The organism is Pseudomonas sp. A0308 (genome assembly GCF_044218815.1).
Taxonomy (GTDB): Bacteria; Pseudomonadota; Gammaproteobacteria; order Pseudomonadales; family Pseudomonadaceae; genus Aquipseudomonas; species Aquipseudomonas iridis.
In genome coordinates this window covers 2,670,352-2,688,402 of record NZ_CP162581.1, presented here as the reverse complement: position 1 = coordinate 2,688,402, position 18,051 = coordinate 2,670,352, and the positions used below count along the sequence as shown (strand labels likewise).

6 protein-coding genes are annotated in these 18,051 nt (G+C 61.7%); 2 read left to right on the top strand and 4 right to left on the bottom strand.

The features are described 5' to 3' along the window. Positions 1-36 precede the first annotated feature (36 nt). From AB4P92_RS12415 to AB4P92_RS12400, 4 genes are all read right to left on the bottom strand, one after another. On the bottom strand, positions 37-4,683 hold the full coding sequence (locus tag AB4P92_RS12415; RefSeq protein WP_395599451.1) for an NEL-type E3 ubiquitin ligase domain-containing protein: 4,647 nt from the start codon (positions 4,681-4,683) through the stop codon (positions 37-39). Between the two features lie 66 nt (positions 4,684-4,749). Then, on the bottom strand, positions 4,750-7,353 hold the full coding sequence (locus AB4P92_RS12410) for a hypothetical protein (protein WP_395599450.1): 2,604 nt from the start codon (positions 7,351-7,353) through the stop codon (positions 4,750-4,752). An 87-nt stretch (positions 7,354-7,440) separates the two neighbouring features. Further along, on the bottom strand, positions 7,441-10,014 hold the full coding sequence (locus tag AB4P92_RS12405) for a hypothetical protein (protein ID WP_395599449.1): 2,574 nt from the start codon (positions 10,012-10,014) through the stop codon (positions 7,441-7,443). A gap of 94 nt (positions 10,015-10,108) precedes the next feature. After that, positions 10,109-11,896, bottom strand: coding sequence for a hypothetical protein (locus tag AB4P92_RS12400; protein WP_395599448.1), 1,788 nt, complete (start codon positions 11,894-11,896; stop codon positions 10,109-10,111). Between the two features lie 221 nt (positions 11,897-12,117). On the opposite strand from AB4P92_RS12400, the gene AB4P92_RS12395 reads away from it, so the two are divergent. Further along, a complete protein-coding gene (locus tag AB4P92_RS12395; protein ID WP_042557402.1) occupies positions 12,118-14,430 on the top strand; it encodes a YgiQ family radical SAM protein in 2,313 nt (770 codons plus the stop codon). A 277-nt stretch (positions 14,431-14,707) separates the two neighbouring features. Then, positions 14,708-17,983 carry a DUF2126 domain-containing protein gene (locus AB4P92_RS12390; RefSeq protein ID WP_395599447.1) on the top strand — a complete coding sequence of 1,092 codons (3,276 nt, stop codon included), beginning with the start codon at positions 14,708-14,710 and terminating at the stop codon, positions 17,981-17,983. Positions 17,984-18,051 lie beyond the last annotated feature (68 nt).

Here is an 18,051-nt window from a genome sequence, read left to right as displayed (position 1 = left end):
GCAATCGCGCTCGGCCAGCCTCGTGGCGCAATGGCGTCAGACCGTTGTGCCTGCCGCCTCCTCAACGGTGCTGCCGGTTGGATACCCGGCCAGCTCCTGGCGGGTCAGGGTTTCGATCAGCGCGCTTTCCGCAACGATCCATGATGCTTGCAGTGAATTGGACTGCGTCTGGTAATCATCCGGCGCCAGTTCGTTGGCCGCATGCAAATCGTCGAGCGCTGCCTGGCGATCCTGAAACGGTTGCCGCTGCGTTTCAAAATCCACCTGGTACTTGTTGGTGATGAATTTCTGCCAGAACTCCCTGGCCACCAGCGCCTGGAACTCTTGCGCGGAGTTGTCCAGCGCCAGCACGCTCTGGTGAGCCGCGTTCACCTGCTCATCTGAAACATTGACCAGGCGACCGAAGCCCATGCGCTCAGGTTGCCCGGGCAGTAGCAGGCGGTCGCGCAGGGCGTGGCGATAGAACAGTCTGATTTCGACCTCTTCCGGTATCTGCGGCGCGGGCAACCGGCGCGCCTCTTCAGGCGTCCTGGACTCGGCGATTGCGGCCTCGCGTTGGGCAATATCGGCCGCCGCGAGGGTGTCGACCTCGTGTAGCCGGAACAGGGCTCTGGACAGTTGGAACAGCGCCGGCCCCTGTTCCCTGTCGCCCGCCTGGGCGAGCGCGTGATGCATCATGACTCTGGTTTCGAGGTTGGCGAAAGTGAATGCAGCGCGATCACAGCAGGTGGCTTCTCCCGCCCGATCGAACACTTCCCGGCGCAAGTTTTCGGATCGCTCGCTGTTTTCGCTGATGCTGTCGATCAGTTTCCACACCCGCTGCTGCAGGTCGGCGCGGCCGGCACTCTCTGGCAACAACAGGCGTTCAAGGGTATCGAACAGGCCCCCCGAGCCTTGCTGAGCCTCCAGGGCCTGCCATTGAATCCTTCTGGCCTGCACGGCATCGGCGGCCATCCCCTTGGTCCAGCGTGCCATTGGATCGGCAGCGGTCGCATGGATGGCCGCAGGAACATGACCTCGTGCCGTGTCGACCAGATTATTCGGGCCCGAAAGCGGTGTCTCGGCCTGAAGCAATCGTTCGTTGTACTGATTGATGCGCGCTAGCGTGGCATCGGACAGGAGATTGTTGCGTACGTTGGTGACATTGTTGATGCGCACGGTATGCGGGAGGCGCTCGTCCGTTGGCGCGATGACGGCGTCAGGGATGTCGACGATGCGGTTGTTGCTCAGGTTGAACGTGTCCAGTAGTGGCTGATCGACAATGCCGGCGGGGAATGTATCGATGCCGGTATTGGCCAGGTCGAGATGGCGCATGTCGGTGATGCGGCTGAAGTCCGGGCAGATGCCCAGCCGCGGATTGTCCTGCAGATTCAGCGCTCTTAGTGTCGTGCGCTCGGACAGTACGCGGGCAGTCTCGGCGGTCAGGGACAGTTGATTGTTATCCAGCGACAATCGCGTCAGCCCGTGCATATCTCCAATGGCCGGCGGCAGTTCGCGCAGTTGATTGCGCGACAGATACAGCCAACGCACATGACGAAAGCGCGTCAGAAAACCTTCCGGGGAAGCCCTTAGATCCATATTATTCAGTTTGAGCGAGCCGACGTGGCTGAAGTCGACGTCGATGTCCGGCAGGCTGGGCAGCCTCAGGCCGCTCAGGTCCAGCTCGAGCCCGATGGGCGTGCGGTCGAAGGCGAGTTTTTGCGGCGTCTCCTGGCGCCAGCAACTGATAATCCGCTCGCTGGCCTTCAGACGGTCGCGCCGCGAGTTGGCGTTGGCTGCCAACTGATTGGCCGGAATGTATCCCATGAGGTTGCCTGCTCCGGAATAAACCCAATCGTCGAGCTGACGTTTCAGGCCGCTGAAGTCCTGTTCAAGGCCAGTGAGCCGGGCGGAAGCGGCATCTTCTTCCAGACTCCACAGGTATTCCCTGCACTGTTTGATGTTTTTGCGCGGATACAATCGGCGATACCGTTGCGCCTGGGAATTTTCACTGTCAAAAATGACGTCATCGGGGCCAGAGGTCAGCAGTTCGGGGTCCACTTCGTTCACCCGCCGCCAGTAGTCGTCGAACCTGCGCCAGTAGTTGGACGGGAAGTCGTTGCCATCGAGCGCGGTGACGCTGTTGATCCGGGCAATGGTCAGCAATTGCTCAGGCGCGGGGTCGAGGAACTGCGCTGGCACCTCGTTCAGGCGGTTGTTACGCAGGTCCAGCCGTCTCAGCGCCGTTTTGTCGTGCAGTCCGCTGGGCCAGCGATTGAGCCCCGTGTCGGACAGCAGGAGATATTCCAGCTGCGTCATGGCGCTGAAGTCGGGGATCACGTCCAGCGGATTGGCGGACAGGTCGAGGGTCGTCAACCGGCTCAGACCACTGATTCGCGCAGCCGCTTGCTCATCAAGAACAAGGCTGTTCGAACTCAGATCCAGTTGGGTCAGTTTGCTCATTTCACCCACGCTGTCGGGCAGGGACTTGAGGCCGCAATGGGTGATGGATAACGATTCCAGGCTGGTGAAGCTGCGCAGGAACAGGTCGCCGGCATCCGACCAGTCAACGGTTCGCAGCACCAGTGTCCTGACGTGGCTGAAGTCCGCCTGCAATGCCGGGAGTGGCCCGAGGCCCTTGGGCAGTGTCAGCGTGTCTGCGGATTTGTCGAGCCAGCATTGCCTGAGCGTTTCAACGACCTCTTGCCTCCAGAGCTTGAATCGCGGATGGGCCGTGGACGCGTTCTCAACGTATTCCTTCAGCTGCATGTCGATGCGCTCCAACGCTTCCACCCGCCCGGCCAGCCCGTTACGCGTTGCTTCATCCAGCCCCATCAAGTAAACCCTGGCCGTCTGGGCATCCTTGTCGGGGTGCAATCGACGTATCAGGCCCACCTCGGGGATGTCAGCGTCGAGCCGGAACGCGGCCGGGTGAGCGCGGCTGACCAAGTCGGGATGATCGGCGCCGACCCGCTCCCAGAAGGCCTCAAGGGATTTCCAGCAGTCCGCTGCAAAACGGTTGCCTTCCAGCCGCGTCACGCCGTTGATCCGGGCGCTGGCCGGCAGTTGATCCGCTGGCGGATTGAGCACTGCTTCAGGCACTTCACTCAGTTGGTTGTGCCGTAAGTCGACCAGCGTGAGGCCTGACTGCCGGTGCAAACCTGTCGGCCATTGTTCGATGCCGGTGTTGCTCAGGTTCAACGTCTGCAATTGATCCATCGCAGCGAAATCCGGCGTTCGCCCCAGGGGGTTGCCCGACAGGTCGATATGCCGCAGTCGCTGGAGCCTGGCCAGGCGCGCGGCGGATCGTTGATCGAGGCGGATCTGATTGCCGCCAAGATCCAGCGTGATCAGGTTGCGCATGGCGGTGTTGGCCACAGGCAGCTTGTCCAGCGTGGAACGGCTCACGACGAGTCGAGACAGGTCGCTGAACCGGTTGAGAAAGGCGTCGGCGGCGTCCGACCAGGTGAGGGAGTCCAGCTCAAGGGTGCGCACATTCGCCAGGTCGACCGTGAGCCGTGGCAGCGTCGGATGTTCGTCTGCAAAGACAATTTTCAGCGCGGTGGTTTCCTGTCTCCAGCAACGCTTTATGTCATTGACTACAGAGGCCATCCATTCTGTGCCGGAACCCTGGGTCGATGTTGCGGTGTTGTCACGTGACCACGCGGCCAACTCGTTTTTCAGCGTCCGGTAATCGGCTTCCTGACGAGTCAGCAGCGCTGCGGCCTCAGTGCCAAACGATCTGACCAAGGCAGTCACTTGCGCCTCGGTCAAGGCTGGATACAGTTTGCGCACGCGCGCCGCCGGACTTTTCAGGCGATTGAGCGCCGAGCTGAAATGATCCTTCCAGCTGGAGGGCTGAGAACTTTGCCCTCGCTGCATGCCACCCGCGCCGGGCACGTTGACGCCCACCCAGCCGTCGACCGGGTCGAACACGATGGCTTGCGACCTGCCTGGGCGCGTGGCGACATAGCGGTTGTCGGTAGCGCTGGCCACCGGGTCTTCGGTACGGACAATCCGCATCACCGGTGTGAGTGCCGTCGACGCGTCGAGGTCGTGCAGGGCTTGGTAGGCGTGATTGTCGATCACTACGTAGAGCTTGCCGTCCAGGCGCAAAAGTCCGTCGTCACCGGGGGTGATACCGGTGAAATCCAGCGCTGTGCGAAATGCCTGCAGGCGCGCTGCGCTCAAGGCGAAAGTGATGGGCGCAACCTCCAGCCTCTCCCACAGGTGGCTGGTCGGATCGCGCACCAGCACCGGCCCGGAAGGGTGCAGCTCGCTCGGCAGGCGGGCGCGAAGCTGGCCTGTGGCAGCAATCGGCGCCACTTCGACAATGCCTCCCTCGGCGACATCCACGTACTGCCGACCTTTGTGGATTCTGACCCCGTGTTCGTTGGCAGGCGCCAAGGTGATGTCCGTGCTGATCCAGTAATACGTCAGTGGCATTGACTCAGTGGTTGGCCGGGCAGCAGCGGTTTCCGTGGGTTTGATGGTCAACACCGGTGCAGGCGTGATCGCGTCCAGGCCGGCCTCATCGAGGGGCATGCCGTGGCGCAAGGTAACGGTTGGCGATAGCGCGTCGTCAGGCCCTGCATGGGTGCGCGTGGACGCATCGCGCCGTTGCGCTGCCGCGAGGTCAGGTTCGTCAGGCCGTGCGTGGATATCGACAGTGATTTTGCCTCTGACAGGCTGTTTGGGTGACATGCGTTCATCCTTGAAGGTTTGTCATTTCATGGGTGACCCGGACGGGGCGGTTATCGCGCTGGTCTGTCAGCGCGGGCTGGCGGGCGTCGCGGCCGCGAGGTCGAAGATCTTGCGTGCGGTCTTGCCATCAAACGTCTCGCGCCAGATGCCCAGGTGCGGGCGTCCGGCCCCAGCATCCCGGCGCTGGGATTCAAGGCCCAGCCGGCTTTGCTCAAGCGTCTTGAGATGGCCGCCCTTGACCCGGAAGTTCAGCGCCGGGCTGTGTTCGTTGTCATAGTGAAAATGCGCCTCCCACAAGGGCGCCTGTCCGGCACGATCGTGGAGGCTGTAGACGTCCAGAAAAGACTTCTTGCTGCCCTTGCCCAATGGTTTGCGAACCACGGTTCGTGTCGCCGTCAGCTCGGCGTTATCCAGCAGGAAATTCAGGCGCATGATGTCCAGCACCTGCCTGTTCTTGTACATCCGGACCTGCACGATATGTCCGCCGCGAATCAGTGCCGCGCCAGCCGCCCGCAAACGTCTGGACAGGCTGGTCATGACCGGATCCTCGGCAGCACCGGGGCTGTTTTCCAGCGCAGTGGCCTGATCGCTGCAATGATCCGCGTGCTCGCCGAGGTATCGGATGATTTCGCCGGGGTACTCATTCCTGGCTTCTTTCGCCTTTGCTTCGGCCAGGTGTACCTCAACGTCCTCCAGCAACCGGTTGGCTTCACGGATCAATTCCGGCCTTGAGGCCGGGGCGACTGCAGGCCGCACAGGCTGCCATTCGCCTTGTCTTTTTTCGTATCGCTGAGGCGGTGCATCCGGGCTGAACAGGTCAGGAACATTGATCGTAACGTTGCCGTCGGGCGCCGTTTCGGTCTCGCCGATCAACACCTTGTAGGTACCGTGCTGACGGGTGCGGAACATTTTGCGTGGCAGCGGCGGCGCGGCGGTTTCGCTCGTCGCTGGCTGGCGCGGAACGAAGTCGAAGTCGATGTCCTGATCCAGACCTGGCAGCTCCGTATCACCGCCCCACGATTCATATTGCTGGTTCAAGCGACTTTCGATGCGCTGCTCGAACGGCTCGATCAGCGCCAGGATTTCCCTGATGTAGCCGGCCTTTTCCGGGCTGCTGGAGGTCGCCAGCGATGCGATGTGCAACTTGTCTTCCTTGAGGCAATCAAGCGCGTAGATCAGGGCAAAGGGATGCTCTGCCTCGGGAATGCTATCGGCTGTCAGCAGCTTGATCGCATGCAGTGACTGAGTCCCGACCTCCGGCGGGTGTTCAGGGTTGTCCGACAGCAGGCGCAGATAGAGGGTCAGCCTGTTACCGTTGACCTGATCGTGGCCGGGCACTGTCTTGTTGAGTTCGATGATTTCATCGGCGGAATCGCGTGAGTCCTTGAGGATTTGATCGATCACGGTCTGACGCTCATCGAGCAACTTGAGCTTTTTGTTCAGGTGGGTGAGGGACCGCCTGAAACTGTCGAACGTAAGCGCCGCGATCGTGGGCCGTACCCGCAAGTCCATCACCACCATGAGCCGGTTGAGGCTTTGCACCCTTTCTTTGCGGAAGGTATGCAGTTCCTGTCTGTACAGCCCACTGGTCTTCAGGTGAATCAGCCATTCCCTGTTATCGACGCAGGACTGTACGAAGTCAGCCTCTAATTTGATGTGTTTGAGCAAGTGCACTTCCAGGCCGATCAAGGCCCTGGTTTTTTCATCGCTGGCATCCGGCAATTCACGCGCCTTGCTCCAGAGCTGCTCGTAGGTTGCGTGTGATTGACTCATCGCCTGAAAAGCCTCACTGATTGGACGGTACCGCTCCAACAGCATGTCTTTGGTGAGCCTGGCCTGCGCACTGCGACGCATGCCGCCCTGCAGACCCACCGCGACGCCAACCCATGTGTCAGCTGCCTCTCGAGTCACGGCCAGGCTCACGCCTGCGCGGCTGGCGTGATAGATGTTCGTGCTATCGGCGGCCACCGGATCGGCTGCCTTGACGATGCGCAGGACAGGCTGCCCGGGCGTGGAAGCTTCGAGATCCTGCAGCGCCTGATACGCCCCTTTGGCGATGACCACGTAGCGTTTGCCGTCGTGGTGCCACAGACCGTCACTGCCGGGCTCGACCCCGCTGAAATCCAGTTCGGTGCGAAAAGGCTGCAGGCGTGCCTCGGTCAGAGGGAAGGTTGCGGTATCGGCGTCAGTCAGCGGATGCCAGACACGGGTGTGAGGGTCGCGCCGCAGCAACGGGCCAGACGCGATCCGCTCGCTGGACCGGGTGGCTCGGTACAGGCCAGTGTCGGCATCCACTGCAACCTGCGTCACGCCTCCGCCATGCAGGTCGGCGTAATGGCGCCCCTTGTGCAGGCGCAAATCGTTTGCGTCGAGCGGCACATAGGTGGGTGTCGCGTTGATCCGGTACTGCTCCAGCGTCAGGGTCGTCTGCATATGGGGCGGTATTGAGGCCGTGGTAGTGCCAATTTTTCCCACCGTCAGTGCTGGCACATGATGAATCGCATCGACGTCCACGGTGTCAGGCGTCACGCCTGGCCTTGCCGGTCGTGGCGCATGAGTATTCGACGAGTCACCGTCCTGGCGATGCGCGGCGCTGCCATCTGCGGTGTGCCGAGGCGGCGTGTGGACATCGACCGAGACGGTGACGCGGGACGGGGTTTTGGTTCCCATTGTGTTCATCCTTGAGTGGTTGCTCCATCAGCCCTGCGGGTACAAGGGCTGATGGGGGAAGGTGTGCTGGCGGGGACGGGCAAGTCATCACTGCGCAACATCGAAAATCTTCTGCGCGGTCCTGCTGTCGATTGCTTCACGCCAGATCGGGACGTGCACCCGCCCGGCCTGTTGATCCCGGCGTTGGGAGGCCAGACCCGAACCGCTCTGTTCGAGGGTTTTCAGGTGGCCGCCCTGAACGGTGAAATCACCGGCGGCGCTGTCTGCCTTTGCGTAATGAAAATGTGCATGCCAGAGCGGTTCGCCAGTGCGCCTGTCATTGAGCGAATAGATATCCAGATAGTGTTTGTTGCTGCCCTTGCCCCGTTCGAGCCGGGTGTGGATCTTCATGGCGACGATCTGGTTCTGGCCGAGCAGGTAAGCCACTCGGCTGGCACTCAGGAACGACTTGTCCTTGTAGAGCCGCACGCGGATGTCTTCACCTTCCTGGCGCAGTCGCTGGCTGTTCTGACGCAACTGGCTGATGAGCACAGCGATCTCTTCGTCGGCCGCATTCGGCTGTCGTTCCAGTTGTAACGCGACGTCATCGAGCTGCTCGGCTTTTGCGCCGAGAAACTCCACGATGTTGCTGGCATTGCGCCTGGCTTTTTCATCCTGTCTGGCGCTCCTAAGGTGGGCTTCGCATTGCCCCATTCGCTCATTGGCCAGCGCCATCAGCGTGGGCAACGCCATGTCCGGAGGCGGTGCCTGTCGGCGCCATTCGCCATCGCGGCGCTCGTACGTCTGCCAGACCTGCTCGACACTGCCGGGGTCTGTGACATCAATCACTTCTTCGCCTGAAGCGGTGCGTCGGGGAAGGCCGACACTGATTTTGTAAACGTCGTGGTGGCGGGCCCGAAACAGGCGCCGGCGTGCAGGTGCCGGCCCGGCGTTTTCCTGATTGGGTACGAAGTCAAAGTCGATGACCTCGTCCTGCGCCGGCATCGTCAGAGTGGTCAGCTGCTCGCGGTGATAGCGACTTGCCCGCTTTTCCAGGGTCTCCTCAAATGATTGCATGACCTCGATGATTTGCCGGCGGACACCGGCCTCGGCAGAATCCGGCACGAACGAGAGGTTTTCGTAAGAGGCCTTGATCGCGGCGGTCTGGTCCAGCAGGCCGGTGATGATCGCCAGTCGCGCCTGTTGCGGAACGCTGTCGATGTCATGGAACGCCGAGGCCGTTTCAATATACGAGCGTGCCCATTGCGCCAACGCTGATTGGCTATCGCCGGGGTCGCTGCTGAGCAGTCGGCTGCGGGCCTCGACCCAACCGGAGGTAATCACCTGCAAGTCCATAGAATGCGTCGTGGGCAGGGCGGTTTCGAGCGCCGAAGAGCGTGACTGTCTGAGAATGTCGTCGACCAGTTGCTGACGGAGCTGCAGGATCTCGCGTTTTTTCCACAGGTGCTCGGCAATGGCCTCGTACATTGCGCGCGTGCCGCGCAAATCACCCAGCTCGATGAGCTTGCGCCGGTCGCTGGCGCCAATCAGACGGTCACAATTGTCGACGCTCAGCACGCGCAATTCGTGCAGTTCGTTCCTGAAAATGCCTTCCGGTTTGACCCGGCTGATCCAGTACTGCTCGTTTACATACCGGCCGATGTAGGCCTTGAGCAGGTCCAGCTCTTGCCGAAGACGCACCTCCAGCATTGCCAGTGCGCCTCTTTCACCTTGGCTGCCCTGCTTCTGAGCGCGCCAGTTATCGGTTGCCTCTGAGCGTTTTTCACCGGCTGCCTGCACAAGCAATCCTTCGGTTTCGAGAGCGAGTGTCTTGTCGACAAGTTGCTGGTGCATGGCTTGGCCTCGGTACACGCGCTGCATCCCGCCTGCGCCCTGGATGCTGGCGCCGACCCACCCACGCCGGGCATCGAACACGATCGGCTCAGAGCGGCCAGGCCGCGTGCTGAAGTAGACATTGTTTTCATCATGGGCCACGGCGTCCCCGGCGCGCACGATACGCATCACCTGGGTGTCGGGTGTTGAGGCATCGGTGTCATGCAGAACCTGATAAGCGCGAGTACGAATGACGGCGTAGAGCTTGCCGGCAAAGCGGTAGAGGTCGTCGCTGCCGGGTTCGATACCGGTGAAGTCCAGGTCACAGCGAAAAGCTTCGAGGCGGGTATCGGACAGGTCATGGGGCGCCTGAGGTCGATCTTCCTGCCAGTATCGGCCATCGGCATCGGGCACCAGTCGCGGCCCCGACGGTACGCGCTCGCTTGATCGCGTGGCCCGATAACCACCCGTTTCCGGGTCCGCCGCAACCTGCACGAAGCGGCCGTTCGCCAGGGTCACGTACTGGCGCCCTTCGATCGTGCGCACCCCCTGAACATCGGGCTCCGGTAAGCCCGGGGGCAGCGCGATCCAGAAGTCCTCCAGCGTCGGCGCCGCCGTTTGCGCCGCAAGGTCAGTGTGCGCAGGCAAGGCACTGACCTGCACGGCCGGTGCCGGGGTGATTGCGTCGATGTCGCCGCCCGCGCGCGTGGGCGCTGCCGTACCGTGATGTGCGTGAAAGGTGCCGCCAGCGGGATCAATCCGCGCCAGGCTATCAGCCCCCGAGGTACTTGTTTTCGCGGGTTTTACTGCGGTGGGCCCGGACGGGCCCTTGGGTGTTTTGCCGATCATGAATACTCATCCTTGAGCAATCGTCGAGCAGCCCTGTCAGGCAGGGCTGCTGCAAGTCCAGTGAATGTTTGGTTCCGCCATGGAACCTCGCGCCCTACGGTTGCCGAGGTGGCAGTGGCGCGGCGATTTCACTCAGCAGAGTCTGCGGCTGCGCTTCGGTGAAGCCGGCGATGCGCAGGCGGACCAGATACAAGCGCAATTTCTCGAGGGTGGCGGTGGAGAGCGGATTGCCGCGGACATAAATCTTGTTGCTCAGCCTTCCCGAGCTCAGCAGCCGTTCTTGCGGGGGCGAAATAATCGAGTCGGCAATTTCGGTAAGTTGGTTGGACCGCAGATCGAGAATTTCAAGAAACGCTGCCTCGTTCACACCCTCCGGCCAATGCTTCAGCCCTGTGCGCGCCAGTCCGAGTTTTCGCAGAAACAGCAGGCGACTGAGGTCGAGCCTGTCCTTGATCAGGTTGTCGTTCAGCACCACCACCTCCAGTGTCAAGGGCAGCGGTGAGCTGTACTTGTCGATGGTAATCCGGTTTTTCTCAAGGTTCAGGTGGGTCAGACTGTGCATTTCACGCAGGTCGTAGGGCAGGTCGATCAGTTCATTTCTCGACAGGTCGAGGCTGGTGATGTGTTTGAAAGGCTTGAGGTGCGTGGCAAGAATCAATTTGTTGTTGCTCAGATCCAGGGCGGTCACATGACGGAAGTCGATGCCGTCCAGAGAGGGCAGGTTGGTCAGGCCCAGACCGCTCAGATCAAGTTTTTCGCCCGGCAGCGGGCCGGCGGCGGCCAGATGCAGAATCACCTTCTTTTTCCAGCAATCGATAACTCGTTGACGGGCGACAGCCTGGTCGCCGTGGTGCCAGAACGATAACTGGTGCTGCAAGGTGCTCAGTTCCCGCTCGTACTGCGCCAGACGCGTCGGCGTATCCACGCCCATGTTCTGCAGCATTGCGTTGATCTGGTTCTCGTCCAGGAAGGGGAATAGCGCGCGCACGCGGCGCTGCGGTGACAGCAGCGCGCGCAACCTTTCGCTGTAGGAGTCCGGGATGAACCACGGTCTGGGTGTCTCGGCGCGGTACAGGCCACCGACACCCGGCACATCCGCTTCGATCCAGCCGTGCCGAGGGTCGAAAACCACCGGCTCCGAGCGGCCCGGTCGAGTGCCCACGTAGACATTGTCGGCATCGCCAGCGACGGGGTCTTGGGCGCGAACGATGCGCCAGACCGGTGTGGTCGGTGTAGACACTTCAAGGTCACGCACGACTTGATAGCCGTGGCTGCGGATCAGGGCGTAAAGCCTGCCGTCAAAACGGTGCAGGCCATCGGCGTCGGGCGCGATGCCGGTGAAATCGATCTCGCTGCGAAAGGCCTCCAGACGACTGTCGCTCAGGTGCCGCGGTGATGCTTCGTGGCGAGGGACTTCGCGCCAGAACTGGCCGTCGGCGTCGGGTTGCAGGGGGGGCCCGGACGGCGTGCGCTCGCTTGAGTGCCTGGCCCGGTAGAACCCGGTTTCAGGATCCATCGCGATCTGCACGATGTGTTTATCGGGCAGTGTGACGTAGGTGCGCCCCTTGATGATGCGCGCACCCTGGGCAAGGGAGTCGTCCCAACCCGGCGGCGTCACCCGGTAATCTTCCAGGCCACGCGATAGCGGGGGCAGCATCGCGTTCAGCGGCGACTGCATGGCGCTCACCTGCACGTTAGGCGCGGGCTTGATGGCGTCAGGGTCGACGCCATCAGGGCGCGTGATCGCAGGTCGATGGGGCAGGACCGCAGGATGAGCCATAGGGACGTCGATGCGCGGATGACCATCAGGTCCCGGCGCGCCGGTTTTCGGTAACGTTGTCGTGGTGGCGCCGCTGGCGCCCTTGCTGGTCTTGCCGATCATGAGTACTCATCCTTGAGTCGTTGTCATGTTCGCCCCGCAATAATGCAGGGCTTGAATATCGTGATTGCATGGCCGGTACGCTTGCCCCGGCAGGGGAGTGGGCGTCCGACGGCCTCTGTGATGCAGGGATGAAGAGAAACCGACCATTGCCGTCGGAATTGGTTAAATTTTGTGCTATATTCCGCGACCGCGATTTTTCATCTCAACACCGGTCGTCCGACATGCAAGCAGCCAAGCCGTTATTTGACTATCCAAAATATTGGGCCGAATGTTTCGGGCCAGCGCCATTCCTGCCGATGAGCAGGGAGGAGATGGATCAGCTTGGCTGGGATTCCTGCGACATCATCATTGTTACGGGAGATGCCTACGTCGATCATCCGTCGTTCGGCATGGCAATCATCGGCCGGCTGCTGGAGTCGCAAGGCTTCCGCGTCGGGATCATTGCCCAACCGAACTGGCAGTCCAAAGACGACTTCATGAAGCTCGGCGAGCCGAACCTGTTCTTCGGCGTCGCGGCCGGCAACATGGACTCGATGATCAACCGCTACACCGCCGACAAGAAAATCCGTTCCGATGACGCCTACACCCCGGGCGGCATGGCCGGCAAGCGTCCGGATCGCGCCAGTCTGGTCTACAGCCAGCGCTGCAAGGAAGCCTACAAGAACGTGCCGATCGTGCTCGGCGGCATCGAAGCTTCGCTGCGCCGCATCGCGCACTACGACTACTGGCAGGATCGCGTGCGTAACTCGATCCTGATCGACGCCTGCGCCGACATCCTCCTGTACGGCAATGCCGAGCGGGCGATTGTAGAAGTCGCCCAGCGTCTGTCCTACGGTCACAAGATTGAAGACATCACTGATGTGCGCGGCACCGCGTTCATCCGTCGTGACACGCCTGCGGGCTGGTACGAAGTCGATTCCACGCGCATTGACCGTCCGGGCAAGGTCGACAAGATCATCAACCCGTACGTGAACACCCAGGACACCCAGGCCTGCGCCATCGAGCAGGAGAAGGGGCCGGTCGATGATCCGGAAGAAGCCAAGGTCGTGCAGATTCTGGCCAGCCCGCGCATGACCCGCGACAAGACCGTGATCCGTCTGCCGTCGATGGAAAAGGTGCGTGGCGATGCGGTGCTGTACGCCCACGCCAACCGCGTGCTGCATTTGGAAACCAACCCGGGCAACGCCCGTGCGCTGGTGCAGAAGCATGGCGAAGTCGACGTCTGGTTCAATCCGCCACCGATTCCGATGACCACTGAAGAAATGGACTACGTGTTCGGCATGCCTTACGCACGTGTCCCGCATCCTGCGTACGGCAAGGAAAAAATCCCGGCCTACGACATGATCCGTTTCTCGGTGAACATCATGCGTGGCTGCTTCGGCGGCTGCACCTTCTGCTCGATCACCGAGCACGAAGGCCGGATCATCCAGAACCGTTCCGAAGAGTCGATCATTCGCGAAATCGAAGAGATCCGCGACAAGGTGCCAGGCTTCACCGGCGTCATTTCCGACCTCGGCGGCCCGACCGCGAACATGTACCGCATCGCCTGCAAGACGCCGGAAATCGAATCCGCGTGCCGCAAGCCGTCCTGCGTGTTTCCGGGGATCTGCCCGAACCTGAACACCGACCATTCCTCGCTGATTCAGTTGTACCGTAGCGCCCGCGCGTTGCCGGGTGTGAAGAAGATCCTGATCGCTTCCGGCCTGCGTTATGACCTCGCGGTCGAGTCGCCGGAGTACGTCAAGGAGCTGGTGACCCACCACGTGGGTGGCTATCTGAAGATCGCCCCGGAACACACCGAGGAAGGTCCGCTCAACCAGATGATGAAGCCGGGCATTGGCAGCTATGACAAGTTCAAGCGCATGTTCGAGAAGTACACCAAGGAAGCAGGCAAAGAGCAGTACCTGATTCCGTACTTCATCGCCGCGCACCCGGGCACCACCGACGAAGACATGATGAACCTGGCCCTGTGGCTCAAGGGCAATGGCTTCCGTGCCGACCAGGTGCAGGCGTTCTACCCGTCGCCGATGGCCACCGCCACCGCGATGTACCACTCGGGCAAGAACCCGCTGCGCAAGGTCAGCTACAAGAGTGACAGCGTGACCATCGTCAAGAGCGAAGAGCAACGTCGTCTGCACAAGGCGTTCCTGCGTTATCACGATCCGAAAGGCTGGCCGATGCTGCGTGAAGCGCTGCAACGCATGGGCCGTAGCGATCTGATCGGGCCGGGCAAGGATCAATTGATTCCGTTGCATCAGCCGTCTACCGACACCTACCAGAGCGCCCGTCGCAAGAACTCGACGCCGGCTGGCAGCCATAAAGTGGCGAAGGAAGGCAAAGAGAAGACCACCAAGATTCTCACTCAGCACACCGGCCTGCCGCCGCGTGCCAGTGATGGCGGCAATCCGTGGGACAAGCGTGAACAGGCCAAGGCTGCGGCGTTCGCCCGCAACCAGCAGGCTGCCAAGGAGCGCAAGGACGCGGCCAAAGGCAAAGGACCGAAGCCGACACGCAAACCGGTCGTGCCACGCTAAAGCAAACGCCAACCTTCGGGTTGGCGTTTTTTTTGAGTCAAAAGATCGCAGCCTGCGGCAGCTCCTAGAGTGGGATTCGCGTTTCCCTGTAGGAGCTGCCGCAGGCTGCGATCTTTTGATCTTCGCCACAATTAGGCGCAACTTCGCCAAACCATTTCCTCGCATCGCCCGATTTTGGTGCTGTACTGCCCTGAGCATTCCGCAAAAGCGCCCAAGCCTGTGCATGGCATAAGTCTTGCGCGCTTTCGAATACGCTTAGGCTCGCAGGAGGCACGCCGTGTCGATTCATGTCGCATTGCATCACGTCACGCATTACCGCTACGACCGCGCTGTCGAACTCGGCCCGCAGATCGTTCGCCTGCGCCCGGCTGCCCACAGCCGCACGCGGATTCTTTCGTATGCGCTGAAAGTCTCGCCCGAGCAGCACTTCATCAACTGGCAGCAGGACCCCCAGGGCAATTACCTCGCCCGGCTGGTGTTCCCGGAGAAAACCGACGAACTGCGCATTGAAGTCGACCTGCTGGCGGAAATGGCGGTGTTCAACCCGTTCGACTTCTTCCTCGAACCCTACGCCGAGAAAATCCCCTTCGCCTATGCCGCCGATGAGCGCAAGGAGTTGGCGCCTTACCTCGAAACCCTGCCGCTGACGCCGTCGTTCAAAGCCTATCTGGACGGCATCGATCGCACGCCGCTGCCCGCTGTGGATTTTCTGGTCGCGATCAATCAGCGTCTGAGCGAAGACATCAATTACCTGATTCGCATGGAGCCGGGCGTGCAAACGCCGGAGCACACCCTCGAACACGCCTCTGGATCGTGCCGCGACTCGGCATGGCTGCTGGTGCAATTGCTGCGCAACCTCGGACTGGCGGCGCGGTTTGTCTCCGGTTACCTGATTCAACTGACCGCCGACGTGAAAAGCCTCGACGGACCATCCGGCACCGAGATCGATTTCACCGACCTGCATGCCTGGTGCGAAGTGTATTTGCCGGGCGCCGGCTGGATCGGCCTCGACGCCACGTCAGGGCTGTTCGCCGGTGAAGGGCACATTCCGTTGGCCTGTAGTCCCGATCCGTCCTCGGCGGCACCGATCAGCGGCATGGTCGAGCCCTGCGAAACCCGGTTCAGCCATGAAATGTCCGTGGAGCGGATTTGGGAGGCGCCACGGGTCACCAAGCCCTACACCGACGAGCAGTGGCTGGCGATTCAGGCGCTGGGCCGGCAGATCGACGCCGACCTGCTGGAGGGCGACGTACGCCTGACCATGGGCGGCGAGCCAACCTTCGTCTCCATCGACGACCCGGACGGCGCCGAATGGAACACTGCCGCCCTCGGCGAAGACAAGCGTCGGCTCTCAGCCGAGCTGTTCCAGCGCATGCGTAAACATTACGCGCCCCAGGGGCTGGTGCACTTCGGCCAGGGCAAGTGGTATCCCGGCGAACAGCTGCCACGCTGGTCGCTCAATTGCTATTGGCGCCGCGACGGCGTGCCGATCTGGCACAACAACGCGTTGATCGCCGATGAACAGCAGGATTACGCCGCCGATGGCGAACTGGCCGGACGCTTTCTGGCCAGTGTTGCCGAACGCCTGAAACTGCCTGCGCGGTTTGTGTTCCCGGCCTACGAGGACAATTTCTATTACCTGTGGCGTGAGGGCACTTTGCCGAGCAACGTCAGCGCCGAAGATTCGCGTCTGGAAGAACCACTGGAGCGTGCGCGGCTGCGCAAAGTCTTCAGTCAGGGACTCGACAAGGTCATCGGCCAGGTGCTGCCGCTGGCGCGCACCGCCAAGGGCGATCAATGGCAGAGCGGGCGCTGGTATCTGCGCGACGAGCATTGCCGTCTGGTGCCGGGCGACTCGCCGCTGGGCTATCGTTTGCCGTTGGGCGCGCAACCTTGGGTAAAAGCGGCCGAGTATCCGTTTATCCATCCCCAGGACCCGAACCAGGACTTCCCCCAGCTACCGCAGACTGCGCAACTCAACAGTCACGGCGAACCGGCCTCGGCTGACGAACGCCAACCGAAAATCGACGAATCCGCCGATTGGCTGACCCGCACCGCGTTCTGCGCCGAAGCCCGTGAGGGCCGTTTGTACCTGTTCATGCCGCCGCTGGAGCGGGTCGAGGATTATCTGGAGTTGGTCGCAGCCATCGAAGCCACCGCTGAAGAGCTGCGCTGCCCGGTGCTGCTGGAGGGCTACGAGCCGCCCAGCGATCCGCGCCTGAGCAACTTCCGTATCACCCCGGACCCGGGCGTGATCGAGGTCAACGTGCAGCCGTCGGCGACCTGGGACGAGTTGGTCGAGCGCACCGAGTTTCTTTATGAAGAGGCGCGGCAAACCCGCCTGACCACTGAGAAGTTCATGATCGACGGGCGCCATACCGGCACCGGCGGCGGCAATCACTTCGTCCTCGGTGGCGCGACGCCGGCGGACTCACCGTTTCTGCGCCGCCCGGATCTGCTGCGCAGCCTGATCAGTTACTGGCACAACCATCCGTCGCTGTCCTATCTGTTTTCCGGCTTGTTCATCGGTCCGACCTCGCAGGCACCGCGTGTCGATGAGGCGCGTAACGACGCCTTGTATGAACTGGAAATCGCCTTCGCGCAGATGCCGGAGCCGGGCGAAGCGTGCGCACCGTGGCTGGTCGATCGACTGCTGCGCAACTTGCTGATCGACGTCACGGGCAACACCCACCGCGCAGAATTCTGCATCGACAAACTCTATTCACCGGACGGCGCCACCGGGCGCCTCGGCTTGCTGGAGCTGCGCGCCTTTGAAATGCCGCCGCACGCGCGCATGAGCCTGGCCCAGCAATTGTTGTTGCGGGCGCTGGTCGCACGTTTCTGGCGCGAGCCTTATGCGCCGTCGAAACTGGCGCGCTGGGGCACCGAACTGCACGATCGGTTCATGTTGCCGCACTTCATCGAACAGGATTTCGCCGACGTTTTCGTTGAACTCAACAGTGCCGGTTATCCGCTGCGGGCCGAGTGGTTCGCGGCGCATCTGGAGTTTCGTTTTCCCAAGGTTGGCGATTACGCGGTCAACGGTATCGAACTGGAGCTGCGTCAGGCCCTTGAACCGTGGCACGTGCTGGGTGAGGAGGGCACGGCGGGTGGCACGGTACGTTACGTCGATTCATCCCTGGAGCGCTTGCAGGTCAAGCTCAAAGGCCTGCCACCGCAACGCTACCTGCTGACCTGCAACGGCATCGCGGTGCCATTGCATCCGACCGGGCGAGTCGGCGAGTTTGTCGCCGGCGTGCGTTACCGCGCCTGGCAACCGGCCAACTGCCTGCAACCGACCATCCCCGTGCACGCGCCACTGGTGTTCGACCTGCTCGATACGTGGATGGCGCGCTCTGTGGGCGGCTGTCAGTACCACGTCGCGCATCCGGGCGGGCGCAATTACGAATCGCTGCCGGTCAACGCCAACGAAGCGGAGAGCCGGCGCATGGCGCGTTTCTTCCGGGTGGGACACACCCCGGGGAAACTTCCTATACCCGATGTGGAAATAAACGACGAGCTACCGATGACAATCGATTTACGCCGTTTCTGAATCGCACACAGCGCCCGGATTTTTCGTCTATCCGGGCGTCATGTGCCTGCGTTAGTCTGACCTTTCCC

What these genes read in the sequence shown, in the direction of transcription:
- AB4P92_RS12415 (WP_395599451.1), bottom strand. Translation starts at nt 4,683, where the DNA reads ATGTCACCCAAACAGCCTGTCAGAGGCAAAATCACTGTCGATATCCAC.
- AB4P92_RS12410 (WP_395599450.1), bottom strand. Translation starts at nt 7,353, where the DNA reads ATGGGAACCAAAACCCCGTCCCGCGTCACCGTCTCGGTCGATGTCCAC.
- AB4P92_RS12405 (WP_395599449.1), bottom strand. Translation starts at nt 10,014, where the DNA reads ATGATCGGCAAAACACCCAAGGGCCCGTCCGGGCCCACCGCAGTAAAA.
- AB4P92_RS12400 (WP_395599448.1), bottom strand. Translation starts at nt 11,896, where the DNA reads ATGATCGGCAAGACCAGCAAGGGCGCCAGCGGCGCCACCACGACAACG.
- AB4P92_RS12395 (WP_042557402.1), top strand. Translation starts at nt 12,118, where the DNA reads ATGCAAGCAGCCAAGCCGTTATTTGACTATCCAAAATATTGGGCCGAA.